The sequence below is a fragment of the Bacillus sp. 1780r2a1 genome (assembly GCA_024134725.1).
In the GTDB taxonomy this organism is placed as follows: domain Bacteria; phylum Bacillota; class Bacilli; order Bacillales; family Bacillaceae_H; genus Priestia; species Priestia aryabhattai_A.
The window spans coordinates 1,854,699-1,874,021 of sequence record CP099863.1 but is presented as its reverse complement, the minus strand read 5'-3'; the positions used below and the strand labels follow the sequence as shown (position 1 = coordinate 1,874,021).

The following is a 19,323-nucleotide window of genomic DNA, read 5'->3' as shown; positions in this document are numbered from 1 at the left end:
GTTTCCAAATTCATTTTTCCAATCAACAAAAAAAACCTGAACGATTAAAAGTAAGGAACTCTCAACCGTTTAGGTTTATCATTGGCTGTATGACTTATACCCCAGCCTCTTTATTAGGCGCTCTTTGCTTAACGATTATAAAACTGAAAATCCTTCTTGATTTTAGGTAGCTCTCTCACTTCTTGAGACATTTCATTTCCACACATTGGACAATTATAATCTGCCGTCACAAAGTCTTCTCTCATCCATCCGTTACAAGAGTCAGACTGACACGCATAAACGTTTGTATCCATCATTTGAGTAACTTGTTCTTCCATACCTTTTTTCGCGAAATACATGAGCACAGCTCCCTTTTTTTCTTAGTATATGTAAAAAATGCTTTTTTATTTAAGGTATTTTGACAAACTATGTCAAAATTTATGTTTGTTTATTTTGAATCTCTTTGATAAATTGTATATAATTACATAGTGAACAATTATATTGAAGGAGCTTAAAATGACCGATTTATTTTCAAGATTAAAGTTAGAAAATCAGCTTTGCTTTTCGATTTATGCTACGTCACGTGAGATTACAAAAGTATATAAACCCCTTTTAGATAAAATTGGCGTCACGTATCCACAGTACTTAGCTCTTCTTGTCCTATGGGAGCATGGACAAGTTAGTGTAAAAAAAATGGGAGAGCTTTTATATTTAGATTCTGGTACGCTAACTCCAATGCTGAAACGTATGCAAGAGCAAGAGCTTGTAATCCGCGAACGCTCTCAGGAAGATGAGCGAGTTGTGTTAGTAAGCTTAACAGAAAAAGGTGCTACGCTTCGAGATAAAGCGTGCCAAATTCCAGATGAAGTATTTAATATGACCGATTACTCTCCTGAAGAGCTAGCAAATTTAAAACGAATGCTTCATGAGTTGTTAACTGCTATCCATAGTTATAATGGAAAAAACAATTAAATAAAAAAACGGTGCACAAAAGTGCACCGCTTTTTTATTCAGCCGTTGTGTTTAACGTTACATCAATATTTCCTCTAGTTGCTTTTGAATATGGGCAAAAATCGTGTGCTGCTTTCACTAGCTTTTCAGCATCTTCTTGAGATACCCCTTTTATATGTGCATTTAGCGTTACTGCTAGCTTAAATCCATCATCTGCTGGGTCTTTCATTAAACTAACTTCAGCGGTAATAGATGATTCAATAGAATGCTTTTGCTTTTTAGCAATTAAATTTAAAGCTCCGTCGAAGCAAGAAGCATATCCTGCTGCAAAAAGTTGCTCAGGGTTTGTTCCTTCTTTTTTATTGTTTGGCGAAGGCATGACTAAATCTAAATTAATTAGGCCATCATCTGATTTGACGTGCCCTTCCCTTCCGCCTACTGCTGTTGCTTTTGAAGTAAATAAAACTGACATTGAAATCACCTCATATACGTAATTGTAAAGTCCTTGCTCATGCAAAAACGCTCTTGCACGTTCTATGGATATATTACCCTTTTAGAGTGGATTGAAACATCTCGTTCTATACTCACTTTTCCTCTTTTTTTAACCCTTTGCGTATTATTTCGTCACCATACTTACTTTGAAGCTCCTGAACTGCTTTATAAAGCGGTTCATCTTTTGCATGTCGTTCATATGTAAATAAGCTCAGCTGTTCTTGATCTCGAGCATTGATTCTTTCTACTTGTAAAGCAGCTACTCCTAACAATCGAACAGGTTCACCGTCCCAATGCTTTTGAAGCAGCTTGTTTACCCAATGTAACAACACTTTTTGCTGATTCGTCCACTGATCAATGGTTTGGGTTCTTGTAATGGTTTTAAAATTACCGTAGCGAATGGTTAACTGAATCGTTTTGCTGACTACTTTTTTTGCGCGCATTCGCTGGCTAACAGACTCCGTGAGGTCATTTAAAACCGGTACCATTTCACGATCATCTGTTAGATTTTTCGCTAGCGTTTTTGAATTTCCAATCGATTTAAACTCTGACCGGCGATTTGGGTTTACAGATCGATCGTCAATTCCATTAGCTCTTTGCTTCATTTCTATTCCTCTTATTCCCACTACGGTCTTTAGCTTATGATCATCTGCATGCGCTAGCTCTTCAATCGTATGGATATGAACAGCATTCAATTTCTCAGCAGTTTTATCACCTATACCATGCATATAAACTACTGGATGTGGCCAAAGTTTCTGACTAACATCTCGCTTTCTTAAGATTGTAACTCCAAGAGGTTTTTTCATATTGCTCGCCGTTTTAGCTAAAAATTTATTTGGTGCAATGCCAATTGAGACAGGTATTTGTAATTCATTCAACAGGTCGTTCTGTATTCGCTGTGCAATCTCAAGCGGCGTACCTTGATGAAAGCAATCCGTAATATCTAAGTATCCTTCGTCAATTGAAGCAGGCTCAAGAATAGAAGAGATTGTCGATAAGTAAGAAAACATTTGCGCTGATACTTTACGGTAAAGAGTAAAATCTGGTTTTAATACAATGAGCTGAGGGAAAATTTTCTTCGCTTCCCATAGTGGCATCGGTGCGTATACCCCTTCATTGCGCGCTGCATAGTTACACGTTACCACAATTCCTCTACGTTCTTTTGGGTTACCTGCAATGGCCATAGGTTTTCCTTTTAGCGCTGGATTACGTGCTTCTTCCACCGAAGCATAAAATGCATTCGCGTCAATATGCAATATTACTCTTCCCTTTTTTGGATACATCTCTTTCAACACTCTCACCTTCTTTCTATTCGAACCAACAGAATGTACGTTCTTATTTTAAACCAAAAAGCAATTAATGTGAATAATTCTACAGCAGTTTGTAATATGATGGACAAAGAGTTAAAAACGGGCGGATTGTTTAATGAACATCCCTGTAAAGCATTCGTATACTATAGTAACTTTGACAAAAATAGGGAGGAAGCGCCGTGGTGGATCAAATTATTTCAGTAATTCAACAGTTTGGATACGGATATTTCTTTTTATTAATCATCATTGGTGCTAATTTCACACCTATTCCAGACCCTCTCTTCATTATGCTTGCAGGCAATCATGCCACCCTTTCGACTTTTCACCCTTTTGTTGCTTTTCTTCTGACTTACAGTGCCATGATGCTTAGCTTATATATAAAATTCTTATTTGCTAGATGGTTTCGCAAGCAAACGATAAAATCTCTATCTCAATCACGCTTTCAAAAAAAACGATATGAAATTGAAAATCTTATTGCTTCATACGGTTCCTTTGGTATTATGCTCAGCTTCTTCTTGCCGGGAATGCGCCACGTTATGCCCTTATTTTTAGGAACAACGAAAATGCCACATCTTAATTATATAACCACAACATTCTCGTTTGGATTGATTTGGACATTTGCGTTTTTCTTATGGGGGTTTAAAGTTGATGATACCGCTTCATTTGAAACCATTTCTCAATTCACTATTTTGTTTATTGCCATCAGCATTGGAAGTTTAGCGTACCAAAAACGAAAAATGCGCAGTAAGGAATGAAAAAAGCCAATCCTCTAAGTAGAAGATTGGCTTTTTTTCACATAAGCTGATATGCATAATGCTTCATAAATAGCTTGCGTGCTCGATAAAGTGCTGACTTAATAGTCGTCACTTTCATATTAAATTGCTCAGAAAGCTCTTCATATTTCAAACCATACTCATATTTTAAGATAAGTAGGTTTTTGTATTGAGGCTTTAGTTTATTTAACGCTTTCGCATATTGCTCGAATTGCTCTTTTGATAATACAAAATCCATCGGCGCATTTTGCAGCTCTGTTGCTCCCTGTGTTAACACATAGCGAGTTTGAACGGAATTTTTTCTGATTAAATCACAGCGCTTATTTAAAGCAACTCGAAACAACCAGGCTCTTTCTTTCCCGTGTTCAACCTTATGCTGATTTTCTAAGTATTTCATCGCCACATCTTGTGTGATATCTTCAGCATCTTGCTTGCTGACACCTCGCTTTTGCAAATAAGCTAGCACCTGTCGCAAATATGGTTCAATATTGCTAGCACTCATACTTCTTCTCCCTTTATTTTAATAGTTTTTCTTTAACAAAGTCGGGAACTGTTTCTTCAGTAAATTCCTGAACTTCAGGTGTACTAGGATCTTCTTTATAATAGATACCAACTAAGTAAGCTCCATTGTTGGCCCAAGACACGTTTTTCAAAATTTCTTCTTTTTGATCGTTATTCTTCACTTCAATCGTTTGCTCAGATTCTACTAATGAAGGAAACTCTTGGTCTGCATAAAAATCTATTTCATGCTGATGCGGGTTTTTTAACACAACTATTTTTTCAATATCTTCTGGCAATACACGTGCTTTGTTATATAAACCTTTTTTCTTTAACCACTCGCTCACTTCATCATACGATTTTTCCCAGGTTACGTTTTGTTTATTTTTCCCTTGACCCGTATAGAAGTCAATATAAGCCCATGGTACGCGCTCACTGTACATTTCTTCAAACGTTTCGTTTTTCATTGATGTTTTTATTACTTCAGCGAGCTCTTTAATATCTTCAGGATTTCGAATGCTAACTTGCTTACTGATTTGTCCATCCGAACTAATTTGTACACTCGTGACGTCGCTCATATCTCCACTTCGTAAAAATGGATTAAAGTTTTCCTTAAACTCTTTTGTTTCAGAAATTTTCTTATATAGCGGATGGTACGCTTTAAAGTTCAACTCATATTCACGCACAAGCGTCTTTCCATTTTTAAGTTTATATGCTATTGCTGCTGTGCGCCCATTATCTCCTTGAATATCCTTATTTGTCATTGAGACTGGATTCTTTGCTAATTGCTCATGCAGTCGATGAATTGCCTCAACTGCTTCTTTACTTGTGTAGTAATAAGGAGGCACATACTCATTTCCATATTCTGTGTACTGTTCACTAGTTGGATCTTCAGTTAGTAAATAGGTTCCTTCTTCAAAATAAATACTTTCCACTTCATCTAATGCTGGAACCTTTGATTCATAGCCAAATGCATCAATATGAACAAATGCACCAATTGCAAAGAAAATAGCTAATGCAATCACGAACCCTTTCCAATACTTAGCAATCCTCCACGTTTTGTGTAGTATTACCTGAGCAACAATATAACCAATAAGAGCACCTAATATATAGCCAAAAATCATCCAGCCAAACGTTCCTTGCATGGCTCCAAAGTAAACACCACCAACAAGTAGTGCACATGTTGTCGCACCGTAAACAAAGATTGGCTTCACCCATTTAAATGAGATGGACTGAGTTGCCGCTTCGATATGACGCTTTTTATACGCAATGTATCCAATGGCATAAAAGATAATGATAAGTATTACATAAATCCATGGGCTAATTGTTAAATTCTTTTTTGTCATTAACTCCGTTGCATGTAAAAACGGTATTAGCTTTTCAGCACTTTTATTTAAATAATAATCAATTGGGAATCCATACCAATAAAATTTCAAATTTGATAAAAGAAGCATGATAAAGCCACCAGGTAAAAGAAACAGAACGTATAGGAAAATAGCTTGTAAGATTGAGATTCCGGTGAACATTCCGAATGCTACTGTTCCAAAGAACACAACAAGGTTAAAAACGACTGTGTAACCTGCCCATACCATAACATCTTTTACTGTATAGAGGTCTTCAACGTTTAACATCCCTTTTATCAGACCAATTATACCCGCTGTAATTACCACAGGTACGACGAGAATCACGATACCTACAATGATATTTTGGTGATATAAGGCTTCTCTTCGAACTGGTAAACTATGAAAATAATCTGCTGCTGCTTTTGTTTGAATATAGCGGAATATAAACACCGCGAGTAGAACCGGTACTGTAAACATAAAGACAAGCTGTAAGCCATCAAATAGCTCAAATAATGTCTTAATCTTTTCTGGCTTAAACTCTGGATTACCTGTATACTTCATCAGAAGCTGGAGAGGAAGAGCAAACAAAAGAAGAAATGAGTAAACTAACCCAATCCATCCCACGCTTCTAAACGACTGTGTAAACAGCCCTCGATTAAACGATGATATTTTCGATGGCATAACCAACATCCCCCATTTCATAAATAAAGATTTCTTCGAGCGTAAGCGGTAAAATATCGAATACAAGCGGTTTGTATGATTGAATACGAGACGCCAGCTTCTTTTCTTTACCGCGTACAATACAAAGAAGTACGCTTCCTCGCTTCTCTTCGTATAAGATTTCTAAGTCTTCATGAAATGCAAGCGGTACATCGCCTTTAAATGCTACTTGAATTTTATGAATATCGGATTTTAAATCGTCAAGGTCTTTTTCAATTAATAGCTGGCCTTGGTGCAATATGCCGACATGATCACATAAATCTTCCACTTCGCGAAGATTATGAGACGAAATTAAAATAGTCATTTCGCGTTCCGCTACGTCTTGTACAAGCAAATTTTTGATTTTTTGACGCATAACAGCATCCAGTCCATCTAGAGGCTCATCTAATATTAAAATGTCTGGCATCGTAGATAAAGCAAGCCAAAATGCTACTTGACGTTGCATTCCTTTCGACATACGGTGTACTTTTTTCTTCAAGTCAATTGGAAATGCCTGCTTTAACTGCTGAAAACGCTCTTCGTTCCACGTCGGATACATATTCTTATAAAATTGCGCAAGCTGCTTAATAGTTGATTGTGCAAAAAAATAAGGAATGTCTGGGAGAAAAATAATGCTTTTTTTAAGAGCTACATTTTCAAAAACTTCCTCATTATTGATATGTATACTCCCTGAATTTTGACGGTAAATCCCCGCAATTGTTTTTAATAATGTTGTTTTACCTGCACCGTTTGATCCTAGCAAACCATAAATAGACCCTTTTCTAACAGTTAGAGAAACATTGTTTAATACTTTTATATCTTCAAAGGATTTCTTTACTTCTGTTAATTCAATCATCACTTTCTCCCCCTTTGACGGTTTGTTCAGCTTGTGAAATAAGTGATAAGATCTCGTCTTTTCCCATTCCCAAATACATCGCTTCAGCAATAAGTTTTACTAAGTCTTCTTTCATTTTTTTCACCTTTTCATTGTTTAATAGTTCCGATTGCGCCGTCACAAAACTTCCTTTTCCAGGAATTGAATAAATGTAATTTTGATGTTCTAGCTCTCGATATGCTTTTTGAATTGTATTAGGATTAATTGTTAGTTCTTTCGCTAACAAACGTACAGACGGAAGCTTCTCGTCTGCTTTAAATACCTCATGAATAATTAGCTCCTTTAACTTATCAACCAATTGCTCATAAATAGGCTTACGACTGCGAATATCTAAATCAAACATACTTTTCCTCCTCTCTATCTCGCTTATCATTCATCATGCACTATGTTTAGGTGTATTAACTGTATTAACTGTACTACATGTGTTACTACAGTTAGTATTATACATCGTTTTTTGGAAAAAACAAGTACTTTTATTACTTTTATTACAAATAAGTAACAAATAGATGATCTGAAATAACCCGCTTCAATAGCTTATAAATCAGATAAGGAAAATAGGTATTGTACTATCTATTAGCAAAAACTTACTATATAATGAATTCATAAGATGTTTTATGTAAGGAGCGATTCATCATGTATTACGACGCATTACGAACCTTTGTGACCGTTGTAGAAGAGAAAAGCTTTACAAAAGCTGCCGAAAAATTATTAATTTCACAACCAAGCGTAAGCGTACATATAAAAAACTTAGAAAAAGAATTTCAAACATCATTGTTTTTACGCTCACCTAAATTATTAAAAATTACGCCAAGTGGAGAAATTCTTTACACTCGTGCAAAGCAAATGATTCAAATATATGAGCATACAAAACGAGATATTTATGAACATCATCACTTAGTCAAAGGTACTTTAACTATTGGAGCAAGTTTCACAATTGGTGAATACGTCCTTCCTTCTTTTCTCGCTAAACTTCAAGCACAGTATCCCGATATAAATGTGAACGTAACGATTGGAAACACAAAAGAAATTGCTCAGCTTGTTCGACACTTTAAGTTAGATGTAGGATTAATTGAAGGACAAACAGATGATCATGAGTTACATATTGAACCGTTTATGGAAGATGAGCTCGTGGTTGTAGCTGGTACCTCTCATCCATTGGCAGCACAGGAGCATGTTGCAATAAGTGAACTGCAAAACGAAGGATGGGTTGCGCGCGAAACGGGGTCTGGGACAAGAGCCTACCTTGATTTGATGATGAGCTCAAATGGATTAAAAATGAAGAATATGCTAACAATCAGCAGCAATCAGGGAGTTAAGGAAGCTGTTATGCAGAACTTAGGATTGTCTGTACTTTCTAAATCAGCTATAAAACAAGATGTTGCACAAGGCAATTTAGCCATCTTAAACCTTGATACAGAACCATTCAAACGTAAATTTTCGTATATTTATCCAACAACAAATGGGCAAAACAAAATTGTAGAACTTTTTTTACACCTGTTAACTTCTAACCAATAAGAAAGCACACTTCAATTGAAGTGTGCTTTCTTACCTAATTACGCCTGTTGGAATACAAATTGGAGATTGATCCACCGGATTTTTAATAATTGTTGAAGATAAACGAAAAACATCTTCAATCATTTTTTCTGTAAATACTTCTTCAGGTGGACCTTCCTTATAAATAGCCCCTTCAGAGATGCTAATTAAGTAATCACCATAGCGTGCAGCTTGATTTAAATCATGGAGAACCATCACAATTGTTCTCTGATGCTGTTGATTTAACGAACGAAGCAGTTCCAACACTTCAATTTGGTGAGCTAGATCAAGGTACGTCGTTGGCTCATCCAGCAGTAAAAGATCGGTGCCTTGGGCAAGGGCCATCGCAATCCACGCTCGCTGACGTTGTCCACCTGAAAGAGCATCAAGCGTACGTTCACTGAAAGCATCCATGCGCGTTGCACGCAAAGCTTCATCAACAATTTGGTGATCTTCTTGCGTATACCTTGCAAATAGCCCTTTATGAGGGTGGCGTCCATAGTAACAAAGCTCTTTAACAGTTAAATCCTCAGGTGCTTCCGGCGCTTGAGGCAAAATCGCGAGCTGCTTCGCTACTTCTTTAGACGAATGGCGATGAATGTCTTTCCCATTTAAATAAATGCTCCCTTGCGTTGGCTTTAAAAGGCGAGCTAATGATCGAAGAATGGTTGACTTCCCACACCCGTTTGCTCCAATAATAATGCTAATTTCCCCTTGGGGAATGTGTAAATCAATATTATCAATAATTGTATTTTTATCATACGATAACGAAAGTTGCTCTGCTGTTAGCTTGTTCACAACGCTCTTCCTTTCTCACTACGATTAGCTGCTTTGTTCTTTACGTAATAAATATAAAAAATACGGACCGCCTATTATGGCCGTAACAATGCCTGCTGGAATTTCAATTGGGGGCACAAGACCACGTCCTACACTATCAGCAATTAATAGAAACAAAGCTCCTGTTAATGCAGATGTTGGCAACAAAAACTTTGACTGGCTCCCGACTAGCCTTCTTGCAATATGAGGTGCGATCAATCCAATAAAGCCAATTGTACCAACAACAGCAACTGCTACTCCTGTTAAAATCACCGCGATTCCAAGAAGCGTGTATCGCAAGGCTCTTGTTCGCTCACCTAATCCAGAAGCTACATCATCTCCAAGGTTCAAGATATCAAGCTTTGGTGTAAAGATAATAATAATAGGAGTGAGGATGAGTGCTGGTAGTAAAAACCATAGTTCGCTCCATCCCCTTCCCCAAAGACTTCCTGTCAACCAAAGCAACGTTGTATTTACGTTGTCTGGGAACTTAATCATAAAGTACTGAATACCAGCTTGACAAATTGCACCGAGCGCGACGCCCACGAGTGCGAGGGTATATGGTTTAGCTCCAGAGGTATGCGAAAAAATCATTAAAACCAGTGCGATTACCGCTGCTCCTAGAAAAGCTGCTATCGGTACAGCTATCATTGAAGCACCAGGAAAAATGATAATAACAAATACAGCCAACAGTCCAGCTCCTTTCGTCACACCAATGACGTCAGGAGATGCCAAAGGATTCTTTAAGATTCCTTGCAAAATCGCTCCTGCTACCGCAAGCGACGCTCCTACAATAAGTGCAATTAAAATACGGGGAATTCGATAGTTGTTTAAGATAAATAAACCATCCTGCGATGTACCCAGAAGCGTTTGGATAACTTCCACTGGTGAAATGTATACTGCTCCGACTCCTAAACTAATAACAGAGGCTACAATGACTAGCAGCACCAGCATCAAAATCTTCATGTATGTTTGCTTTTTTTGTTTCATTGCTTAATTCCCCTCCCTTTACGAGCAAGATATAAAAAGAACGGTGCACCAATGAGCGCAGTTACAATACCTACAGGTGACTCAAAAGGGTAAGCGATAAATCTTGATAAAATATCCGCATATACAAGCAAAATCGCTCCAAACATTGCTGAAAACGGGAGTATTCGCTGATAATCTCCTCCCACTATCTTGCGAGCAATATGCGGAGTAATTAACCCAACAAATCCAATAGGCCCAGCTACAGCCACAGAAGAACCTGCTAAAATAATGACCAACACTCCAGCTGCAGCGCGAATCCATTTTACTTTTTCACCTAGACTAGTTGCCATATTCTCACCTAATGCAAAAATAGAGACAGATTTTGACAGAATAAAAGCACCAAGTAAACCTAAAATAGTCCAAGGCAGCGCAATTTTTACATGCGTCCAATCTTTACCGCTAACAGAACCTACTAGCCAATATAAAACGTCCGTTGCTTGTTCATTTAAAACGATCGCACCTTGTGTTAAAGATGATAAAAACAAATGCACTGCCATGCCAGCTAAAGCCAATTTAACATGCGTTGTTTTACCACCTGCAGCAAATGCATATACGGTTACGCCTCCAAGTGCAGCTCCGAAAAAAGCAGCATATACGGTTACTTGAGATGTAAACATCGGGAAGAAGAGCAATACTAAAACAATGGCAAACGAAGCCCCTGCATTTACGCCAAATACCTGCGGTGAAGCAAGTGAATTTCGCGTAATAGCCTGCATTAATGCCCCAGCGACTGCTAAAGAAGCTCCAATCAAAGCTGCTAACAGGGCTCTGGGAAGCCTTAAGGTTTGAATAATAGTTGCTTCTCTGGAAGCATCATGTTCATTAAAAAAGGTGCTGAGAATCTCTTTAAGCCCAATAGATGAAGAGCCTACACCAATATGTATCACTATACCAACGAGCAGCAAACAAGCGCTAATTACAGCAACTGCGTATTTATTTATTTTCTTGTCTTGAGATTTTTTCGTCATGATACACACACTTTCTCATAGTTTCTCTTTAAACAAATAGAAGCAAGAATAGAATCTATTCTCGCCTCTAGTATTTCGCCGCTACGTTGTTATTTTGTCTTGTTGTCTAACAACTTAACTGTATCTTTTCCGATTGCTTCAGCCGAAATTACGCCTCGAAATCGTGTCCATAAATCACGATCAACTACGAATACTTTATCATTTTTCACAGCATCTAAGTCTTTCCAAAGAGGGTTGTTTTTCCATTCATCTGTAATTAGTTTACCTTCATTATTTGCTAAAATTAAAATTCCTGGGTTAATGTCTGACAACTGTTCTAAGTTCATTTCCGCATACGCTTCTTCTGATTCAACAGCATTCTTTAAGCCTAGCTTCTCTAGAAACTCCCCATCGTATGAAGAAGATGTATGAGCTTGGAAAGAAGTGTCTCGTACAACAGCTGGCAGCACTGTTTGACCGGCTTCTTCTTTTAACGTATCCTTTAACTCTTGAATGGTTTGTTCGTGCTCTTGTAACCTTTTGTTCGCTACGTCTTCTTTCCCAACTGCTTTTGAAATCGTTTCAAATGACTCTATGTTCTCTTCATATGTAGATTCACGGCTTTTCAGTTCAATGGTTGGTGCAATTTGCTGTAACTCTTTATAAATGGCTTTATGACGCTGAACATCCGCAATAATCAAATCCGGCTGAAGGGAGCTAATTACTTCTAGATTCGGCTGTTGACGCGTTCCAACTGATGTGTAATCCACTTTACCATCAACTAGTTTTTCAATCATGTCTTTTTTATTGTCATCTGCAATCCCTACAGGCTGCATACCTAATCCTTCAAGCGCATCAACAAAAGACAATTCAAGCGCAACTACTTTTTTCGGTTCTTTTGAAACATCCGTTTCGCCAAGCTCATGCTTCACGGTTACAGTGTCACCATTTTTTTCACCAGTTGATTTAGACTCTTCAACCGCTCCGCCGCAAGCTCCTAAAAACAATAGCCCTGATAAAGCAGCAACCATCCCCAAGCTTTTTTTCATTCTTATATTCTTCATATGTACTTCCTCCTACTGCATATAAACCTTACCGTATATGATAATCATTATCATTAATACTAGACGTTTCAATTAGAACCGTCAATAGTTTTCTCACAATTTGGTAGATTGTCTTAGCAAATAAATAATATTTTTATCAAAACAAACCGCTCCTTTCGACCTGAAAGAAGCGGTTTGTTCTTACTCATAGTACATACGTAGCAAGTGCTTTTTGTACTGCATAAATGTTTTTATCTTTACGAAACTCTTTTACGATTGGAGCTGTTGAGCCTGAAACCCAGATAACCAGTTCTGCATCCAAATCAAATGTTCCAGCCGTTTCGACGCTAAAATGCGTAATATTTTTATATGGAATGGAATGATAGCTTGTTTTCTTACCAGTTACACCTTGCTTATCGATTAATATTAATCGTTTATTAGAAAAAACAAAGATATCGCGAATCAATTTAAACGCATGCTCTACCTGTTCTCCCTGTACTAAAATATCTCGCAAATCTTTTTCTACTGAAGACACGCTTACTTCTGATGCATTGCCCATTAAACCATCTAGTAAACCCATATGATTCACTCCTTTACTTTTCCTACTGCTTTTACCCTATATCATAGGCTCATAAACAGCTGGTACTATTTTATACGGCTCAAATATAGTTATGTTTCACTTTTTTTACATAGATTGTAAAGTGAACTGAAAAAGACAGGATGTTGTTAATGTTTTTCCATAAAAAAGAACTCCAATACCTTTCAAAGCCAGACAGACCCGACCCCGTTTTTGCCAGACAGCTTCAAGAAGTTTTAGGTGGCCAATTTGGAGAGATTTCAGTTGCCATGCAGTACCTGTTTCAAGGCTGGAACGTTAGAGGAAATGGTAAATACAAAGATTTATTAATGGATACAGGAACGGAGGAGCTTAAGCCTAACTTAAACCCTGCTCCTTCTTACATTCATAATACACTTCCGAAAAACTTACGTACCTCTTCCCACACGCTTCCTCCGTCACATATGTAAACAAGCTCATTCTCCATCACAAGTTGATGGAGATTTTTTTATCATTGCTCTTTATTTTCTGTTAGGATAAGAGTTAGATACTGAATTTTTCTTTACAGGAGATGACAAAATGATTGAAAAAATTTATTATACGTCCCCTTATACAACAAAGTGGACTGCTTCTATTTTATCTTCATTCGAAAGCAACAATCGTTATTACGTTGAACTAAACAAAACGGCTTTTTATCCAGAAGGTGGTGGTCAACCTTCTGACATAGGCACTATTGCAGGACATAAAGTGTTAGATGTCACGGAAAAAGATCATTCTGTCTTCCACGAAATTGATAAGCCATTAGAGGTAGATATACAAGTAGAGTGTGAGATTGATTGGAATCGTCGCTTTGATCACATGCAGCAACATACAGGGCAACATTTACTCTCAGCAATCTTAAGTGATGTGTTCAACATACATACTGTAAGTTTTCATTTAGGTAAGGATATCGCTTCAATTGATGTGAACGTTCCTTCAATTGATGATAAAGCGTTGATAGAAATTGAGCAGACAGTAAATAAAGCTATTTATGCGAACAAGCCGTTGAACACATATTATGTATCACAAGATCAGCTATCCACTCTTTCTCTTCGTAAAATGCCTGAGTTAGAAGATGAACAAATTCGAATTGTGGAAATCCATACGCTAGATACCTCAGCATGTTGCGGAACTCATGTGAGAAGTACAGGTGAGCTAGGCATTATTAAGCTATTGAAAACTGAAAAACAACGAGGACATACTCGATTGTTCTTTAAATGCGGAATGCGAGCGCTAAAAGACTACGAACAAACCCACCGTATCCTTTCTCAAGTCAGCTACCATTTTAGTACAAAAAGCGAGCTTGTCTTAGAGAGATTGGAAAAACTAGAAGCTGACTTCAAGGTCCTTAGTAAACAAAACGACGTGCTAAAATCTGAAAATGCTCATTACTTATCTCAATCTCTTCTTGATAAAAAACAAGGCTTTGTTTTAACTCATGAATTTGAAGATAAGACGTTAAAAGATGGACAAGCTATCATTAAGCAGCTGCTTCAAACTGAAAACATAATTGGTATCTTCTCTTCGTCTTTAGAACCAAAAGTGTTATTAGCACACAATACTGATAAAATTCACAGTGGAAACCTTTTTAAAGAGCATCTTTCTCAATTTAACGGAAAAGGTGGCGGAGGTGCAAACCAAGCGCAGGCGCAGTTCTTAAAGATGGAAGATCGTAACCACTTTATCTCTTATCTCCAAGAATACTTAGATAAAGTATAAAAAAAACCACGCGTTAAGCGTGGTTTTTTTATAAGTAATAGCCAATAAACAATCCAACTGACAACAATAGTCCGAAGAACGTATTTGTCTGCGCAGTAGATTTCATTGCAACGATCATATTCATCGGTGGCGTACCCGACACAAACCCTTTAATTGCTCTAATCGGTTTTGGGATACTTAAGAAAACTAACAGCGCAAACGCACCCACAACTCCTGTTATGACAAGAACAACAATCCAGATATATGAAATAACAAATAAAAATCCAAGAAAATAAACTGCTTTCTTTTCGCCTAATAAAATTGCTAGCGTTTTACGTCCACCTTTTGTGTCTTCTTCAATATCACGAATATTATTTGATAAATTAATCGCTCCAACTAAAAAAGCAATAGGAATTGAAACAAGAATACTTTCTGTCGTAACGACGCCTGTTTGAATGTAGAAAGAAATTAAAATAAACAGAGCACCCATACATACACCGGCGAACAGCTCTCCAAAAGGTGTATAGGCTATTGGCAACGGCCCTCCAGTATATAAATATCCAATCGCCATGCCGAATAGCCCGACAAGTGCTAGCCACCATGTGCTACTCATACAGATGTAAACACCTAATAACAAAGAAATTCCATAGCAAGCTAAGGCAAGCTGCAACACAGTTTTTGGCTTCATTCCGTCGCGTACAATGGCACCGCCAATCCCTACTGAATCTTCTGTATCCAGTCCTCTTATAAAATCATAGTATTCATTAAATAAGTTCGTTGCAATTTGAATAAATAAACATGCAAAAAGCATGGCTAAAAATAACCATACATCAACTTGTCCAACATACATTGCCATTACTGTTCCAATTAACACCGGTACAAACGAAGCTGTTAATGTATGGGGACGAGTTAACTGCCACAGTACTGTTTTTAGCGGTCTTTTAGGTTGAGCGTAACTCGTTTGACTCATCTTCCTCTTCCTTTCATTTTAAAAGTGAACATGTCACCTTTCTCTTTCTAGTTGATAATTGTAGAAAGCGACCATACACAGCTTACACATTTCTAAAAAAACAAGTAAACGTTTTATTTTCATACTATTTTTTATTATCTGGTACAGCTTTTCCTATTCAACGCCTATCCATTATAACAAAAAGTTCACACATTCGACATAGAATTATATCAAAAAAATAACGACTGGAAGGTGGTCAACGTCTATCACAAAACATTTCATGTAAAAATGTTCGTTTTCTTGCACTAAGGCTACTCGCTTTGCCTGGGGAGGAACTGACTTTTCTCAATCAACAAAAAAAGCCTGAACGATTAAAAGTTGTAAACTCTCAATTGTTCAGGTAGTGAAGGGGCTGACCTACTTATGTCTCAGCTTCTCTTCTTTGTTCATACGACGCAAAAATAAAGCGACCTTGATCATAAAATACGTAACCTCTTCAGGTACGGCTTCTTTAATTGGCTTTAGCTTATCGTCTCCCACCAATTCAACCGCTTCGTTGATAAGCTCTTGCTGTTTAGTTGTTAAAAACGGCTGCCAATCTATTTCGTACCCTTCTTCAGCACATTTAAATAAATGATTTTCAACTGTTTGCGTACTTAACTCTCGCTCTGCTGCAATCTCTTGAATAGAGGAACCCGTTCTCCACATTTGATACGAATCTAGATGCGACCCTTGCTTAGATGCACTTTTCGCTTTTCTTTCCCTCTGTACTTCAACGACCTGCCTCTCGCGATCAGGATGTTCTGCACAAAAGTTCACAATCGCTTGAATAAAACGGCTGCCATACTTATCGAGCTTTTGGGAACCTACTCCTTTTACATTCTCAAATTCAGATAATGTAAAAGGAAGCTTTGCACACATGTCCTGAAGCGTATCGTCTGAAAAAATAACAAAAGGAGGAACATTTTCAAGCTCTGCGATTTCTTTTCGTAAAGCGCGCAGATGCATAAACAGCTCATCATCCTGTACAAGCTGACTCACTTGAATCTGTTCTTTTCTCATTACTTTTTCTTCACCAAGAAGTACTCCTTTCCCCTTAGCTGCAACAGAAAGAGTTGGAAAAGCCCCTTGCCCAACCACAATATACTGCTCTGAAATGAGAAATTCTATAAACTCACTTACTTCTTTTAACGACTGCTTGTTCATCACTCCATAGGTAGAGAGTTGGTCAAAGCGAAAGTCTAGAATCTTTTTGTTTTTAGAACCCGTTAATACTTGAGCAATCATCGTTTTACCAAAACGCTCTCCCATTCGGATCATACAAGATAAAACCTTTTGTGTATCAACGGTTACATCAACAGCTTTACGAGTATCCGTACAGTTGCTACAGCGTCCGCAAGCATGAGCTTCCTCTTCACCAAAGTAGTGTAAGATGTATGCTTGCAAACATTCTTCTGTGTGACAATAATTTACCATTTGCTGTAGCTTCTCCAGATCTTGAACAAGCTTTCCTGAATGGTTAGTTGACTGCTCGATTAAAAAGCGCTGAACGCGAATATCTTGAGCAGAGTATAAAACTATACACTCACTTTGCAAACCGTCTCGTCCTGCGCGACCCGCTTCTTGATAGTAGCTTTCCATATTTTTGGGAAGTTGATAGTGAATGACGAAACGAATATTGGACTTGTCAATTCCCATTCCGAAAGCAGAAGTAGCAACCATAAGCGTTACATCATCCTGTAAAAAGCGATTTTGCTCATGCTCTCGACTTGATGGACTCATTCCAGCATGATATTTTCCGACTTGTACACCTAAGCTTTGCAAATGTTCATGTAAACTATCCACTTCTTGGCGCGTTGCTGCATAGATAATACCTGCTTCTTGCTTATTTTTCTTTACATACTCATCGATATAAGCTAAGCGATCTTGCCCTTTAACAACATTAAATGACAAATTTGAACGCTCAAACCCTGTCATGACCGTATTTTGTTCCTGGATTTGTAGAGCTGTACAAATATCTTCTCGTACTTGAGGCGTAGCAGTAGCCGTCAGCCCGACCACAATTGGCTTACTCGGCAGCTCGCAAATCAAGTTGCTAATGCGTAGATAGCTAGGCCTAAAATCATGCCCCCACTGTGAAATACAATGTGCTTCATCAACGGCGATTAAAGGAATAGGTAACGATTTAAGCTGTTCAAAGAAAAAAGGTGACTCCATACGTTCTGGTGCTATGTATAAAAGTTTATACACACCAAGAGAAACTTCTTCTAATCTCTCTTCCACTTCTGACGCTGTAAGTGAACTGTTAATATACGTTGCCGATATTCCAACTTCATTCAGCGCATCCACTTGGTCCTTCATTAAGGAAATCAGTGGCGAAATAACGATTGTTGTTCCTTCTAATAAAAGGGATGGAATTTGATAGCAAATGGACTTCCCTCCACCTGTAGGCATAATACAAGCGGTATTGTGCCCTTCCAAAATATGACGTATCGTCTGCTCTTGTCCTTGGCGGAAGCTGTCGTAGCCAAAATAGGTTTTTAACTGTGATAACGCTTTTTCAAATAACAAAGAAACTCCTCCTTACAAAATACATATCGGGGAATAAACGAAGAAATTATCTTGTGGGTAATGGATTTATTTTATCAAAAAGCACTAAGAGTTCCTAGAAAATCTTTTGTTTTTCTAGGCAAAGTGAGTATTATTTCATAAAAAGGAAACAATTTAAATATAAAAAATACAAAAGGGTTGATGGCATTGATTCACGCTATTGAAGCATTAACAACATATTTAAAAACAATTAATACTAACAAGCACGAACCATTACATATAGGAGAAGCTATGGGATGCTGGCTTTATTTTACGGCACTTACTGAAGAAATACCGGCAATTGAAACATCCTTACATACAACAACCGATGAAACGCTATTAGAACTTGCCCATGAATCAAAACTGTTAGCCTTGACTCAACGAAATAAGTTAAAGGAATTCATGCTACACGAAGGAATCCCACTTTCTGATATTCCAGCCCAAAAACCAGAATCTGACCCTTACCAAATACCTCCTGGTGTACGCGCAACAGATTCTGAAATTGCTAATTTAATATCGGCAAAAGTTGCTTCAAACATCATTATGTGCAGTACAAACATTAGTCAATCCATCCGAAATGATGTCGGTATGCTCTGGCTAAAATTTCATAGTGAAAAAGTTGCATTTGGTTTTAAAGTAAAAGAAACACAGCGAGAAAAAGGTTGGTTAAAAAAGCCGCCAAGCTATACTCCTCCTGGTTCTTAAATTCATATGTATAAATTTTTTTACCATTTTTGGTTTAACCTTCTTTAAAACGTCTATATACATAGCAAGGAGATTGATATTCTTCTTAAATCACAGATGAAGCAAGAAAAAGCACGTTGCACGTACTAAAACTAGGAGGTTTTACAAATGACAAACGTAAAAGTAGTCGAAAATGGTGTTCAAGCAAAAGAAACGATTGATCAATTCTTACGAAGTGGATATACGAAAGATGAAGTTTATTTGCTCGCACATCACAAAGAACGCTCCAAGCATTTAACAGACGCAACGGATGTAAACAACATTGGATTATCAGAACAAGGGCTAACAGATTCAGTCGCAAATATTTTCCGTTCCCGAGGAGACGAGCTTCGTTCAAAAATGGAATCGCTTGGGTTATCTCGAGTAGAGGCTGAAAAGTATGAAGAAGAATTGGACAAGGGTCGCGTCTTAGTCGTGGCTAGTAAAAGTGCATAATTAAA

General features: G+C 37.6%; 20 protein-coding genes and 1 pseudogene. 7 read left to right on the top strand and 14 right to left on the bottom strand.

Going from position 1 to position 19,323, the window contains the following annotated elements:
* Positions 1 to 128: 128 nt before the first annotated feature.
* Positions 129 to 338 (bottom strand): cold-shock protein, encoded by a 210-nt coding sequence (locus NIZ91_09420; GenBank protein ID USY56846.1) that lies wholly within the window; start codon positions 336 to 338, stop codon positions 129 to 131.
* Between the two features lie 157 nt (positions 339 to 495).
* Here NIZ91_09420 and NIZ91_09415 point away from each other — a divergent pair, with 157 nt between their 5' ends.
* Positions 496 to 951 (top strand): MarR family transcriptional regulator, encoded by a 456-nt coding sequence (locus NIZ91_09415; protein ID USY56845.1) that lies wholly within the window; start codon positions 496 to 498, stop codon positions 949 to 951.
* Between the two features lie 34 nt (positions 952 to 985).
* On the opposite strand, the gene NIZ91_09410 is transcribed toward NIZ91_09415, so the two are convergent.
* Together NIZ91_09410 and NIZ91_09405 are read right to left on the bottom strand one after the other, a co-directional pair.
* Positions 986 to 1,402, bottom strand: coding sequence for an organic hydroperoxide resistance protein (locus NIZ91_09410; protein ID USY56844.1), 417 nt, complete (start codon positions 1,400 to 1,402; stop codon positions 986 to 988).
* A gap of 112 nt (positions 1,403 to 1,514) precedes the next feature.
* On the bottom strand, positions 1,515 to 2,714 hold the full coding sequence (locus NIZ91_09405) for a DNA polymerase IV (GenBank protein ID USY56843.1): 1,200 nt from the start codon (positions 2,712 to 2,714) through the stop codon (positions 1,515 to 1,517).
* A 197-nt stretch (positions 2,715 to 2,911) separates the two neighbouring features.
* On the opposite strand from NIZ91_09405, the gene NIZ91_09400 reads away from it, so the two are divergent.
* Entirely contained in the window at positions 2,912 to 3,487 is a 576-nt protein-coding gene (locus NIZ91_09400; GenBank protein USY56842.1) for a VTT domain-containing protein, read from the top strand.
* Between the two features lie 37 nt (positions 3,488 to 3,524).
* On the opposite strand, the gene NIZ91_09395 is transcribed toward NIZ91_09400, so the two are convergent.
* The 4 genes from NIZ91_09395 to NIZ91_09380 are packed head-to-tail and all read right to left on the bottom strand — an operon-like array spanning position 3,525 to position 7,283.
* Positions 3,525 to 4,007 (bottom strand): sigma-70 family RNA polymerase sigma factor, encoded by a 483-nt coding sequence (locus NIZ91_09395; protein ID USY56841.1) that lies wholly within the window; start codon positions 4,005 to 4,007, stop codon positions 3,525 to 3,527.
* Between the two features lie 13 nt (positions 4,008 to 4,020).
* The gene (locus NIZ91_09390) at positions 4,021 to 6,027 is read right to left on the bottom strand and encodes a YrzE family protein (GenBank protein ID USY56840.1); all 2,007 of its coding nucleotides are present in this window, start codon (positions 6,025 to 6,027) and stop codon (positions 4,021 to 4,023) included.
* Positions 6,002 to 6,901 (bottom strand): ABC transporter ATP-binding protein, encoded by a 900-nt coding sequence (locus tag NIZ91_09385; GenBank protein USY56839.1) that lies wholly within the window; start codon positions 6,899 to 6,901, stop codon positions 6,002 to 6,004. Before NIZ91_09385 ends, NIZ91_09390 begins: the two co-directional genes overlap by 26 nt.
* Positions 6,894 to 7,283 carry a GntR family transcriptional regulator gene (locus NIZ91_09380; GenBank protein USY56838.1) on the bottom strand — a complete coding sequence of 130 codons (390 nt, stop codon included), beginning with the start codon at positions 7,281 to 7,283 and terminating at the stop codon, positions 6,894 to 6,896. The genes NIZ91_09385 and NIZ91_09380 overlap by 8 nt, the downstream gene beginning before the upstream one ends.
* Before the next feature lie 290 nt (positions 7,284 to 7,573).
* Between NIZ91_09380 and NIZ91_09375 the strand changes: the two genes are divergently transcribed.
* Positions 7,574 to 8,455 (top strand): LysR family transcriptional regulator, encoded by an 882-nt coding sequence (locus NIZ91_09375; GenBank protein USY56837.1) that lies wholly within the window; start codon positions 7,574 to 7,576, stop codon positions 8,453 to 8,455.
* Between the two features lie 30 nt (positions 8,456 to 8,485).
* Here the strand turns inward: NIZ91_09375 and NIZ91_09370 are convergent, their stop codons facing one another.
* The 5 genes from NIZ91_09370 to NIZ91_09350 all read right to left on the bottom strand — a co-directional run bounded on the left by NIZ91_09370 (position 8,486) and on the right by NIZ91_09350 (position 12,888).
* Positions 8,486 to 9,271, bottom strand: a complete 786-nt coding sequence (locus tag NIZ91_09370; protein USY56836.1) for an ABC transporter ATP-binding protein — start codon at positions 9,269 to 9,271, stop codon at positions 8,486 to 8,488.
* A 24-nt stretch (positions 9,272 to 9,295) separates the two neighbouring features.
* On the bottom strand, positions 9,296 to 10,279 hold the full coding sequence (locus tag NIZ91_09365) for an iron ABC transporter permease (GenBank protein USY56835.1): 984 nt from the start codon (positions 10,277 to 10,279) through the stop codon (positions 9,296 to 9,298).
* A complete protein-coding gene (locus tag NIZ91_09360; protein ID USY56834.1) occupies positions 10,276 to 11,286 on the bottom strand; it encodes an iron ABC transporter permease in 1,011 nt (336 codons plus the stop codon). The genes NIZ91_09365 and NIZ91_09360 overlap by 4 nt, the downstream gene beginning before the upstream one ends.
* 89 nt (positions 11,287 to 11,375) lie before the next feature.
* On the bottom strand, positions 11,376 to 12,329 hold the full coding sequence (locus NIZ91_09355) for a Fe(3+) dicitrate ABC transporter substrate-binding protein (protein ID USY56833.1): 954 nt from the start codon (positions 12,327 to 12,329) through the stop codon (positions 11,376 to 11,378).
* Positions 12,330 to 12,513: 184 nt separating this feature from the next.
* Complete coding sequence (locus tag NIZ91_09350) at positions 12,514 to 12,888, bottom strand: PH domain-containing protein (protein USY56832.1); 375 nt, start codon at positions 12,886 to 12,888, stop codon at positions 12,514 to 12,516.
* 149 nt (positions 12,889 to 13,037) lie between these two features.
* On the opposite strand from NIZ91_09350, the pseudogene NIZ91_09345 reads away from it, so the two are divergent.
* Together NIZ91_09345 and NIZ91_09340 are read left to right on the top strand one after the other, a co-directional pair.
* Positions 13,038 to 13,238, top strand: a pseudogene (locus NIZ91_09345) (manganese catalase family protein).
* Positions 13,239 to 13,443: 205 nt separating this feature from the next.
* Positions 13,444 to 14,622: an alanine--tRNA ligase-related protein gene (locus NIZ91_09340; protein USY56831.1), complete on the top strand. Its 1,179-nt coding sequence runs from the start codon at positions 13,444 to 13,446 to the stop codon at positions 14,620 to 14,622.
* 28 nt (positions 14,623 to 14,650) lie between these two features.
* On the opposite strand, the gene NIZ91_09335 is transcribed toward NIZ91_09340, so the two are convergent.
* Both NIZ91_09335 and recQ read right to left on the bottom strand, forming a co-directional pair.
* Positions 14,651 to 15,571, bottom strand: coding sequence for a 1,4-dihydroxy-2-naphthoate polyprenyltransferase (locus NIZ91_09335; protein USY56830.1), 921 nt, complete (start codon positions 15,569 to 15,571; stop codon positions 14,651 to 14,653).
* Positions 15,572 to 15,967: 396 nt separating this feature from the next.
* A complete protein-coding gene (gene recQ, locus NIZ91_09330; GenBank protein ID USY56829.1) occupies positions 15,968 to 18,121 on the bottom strand; it encodes a DNA helicase RecQ in 2,154 nt (717 codons plus the stop codon).
* 180 nt (positions 18,122 to 18,301) lie between these two features.
* Here recQ and NIZ91_09325 point away from each other — a divergent pair, with 180 nt between their 5' ends.
* Together NIZ91_09325 and NIZ91_09320 are read left to right on the top strand one after the other, a co-directional pair.
* Complete coding sequence (locus NIZ91_09325) at positions 18,302 to 18,844, top strand: DUF3231 family protein (GenBank protein USY56828.1); 543 nt, start codon at positions 18,302 to 18,304, stop codon at positions 18,842 to 18,844.
* A 147-nt stretch (positions 18,845 to 18,991) separates the two neighbouring features.
* The gene (locus tag NIZ91_09320) at positions 18,992 to 19,318 is read left to right on the top strand and encodes a general stress protein (GenBank protein ID USY56827.1); all 327 of its coding nucleotides are present in this window, start codon (positions 18,992 to 18,994) and stop codon (positions 19,316 to 19,318) included.
* Positions 19,319 to 19,323 lie beyond the last annotated feature (5 nt).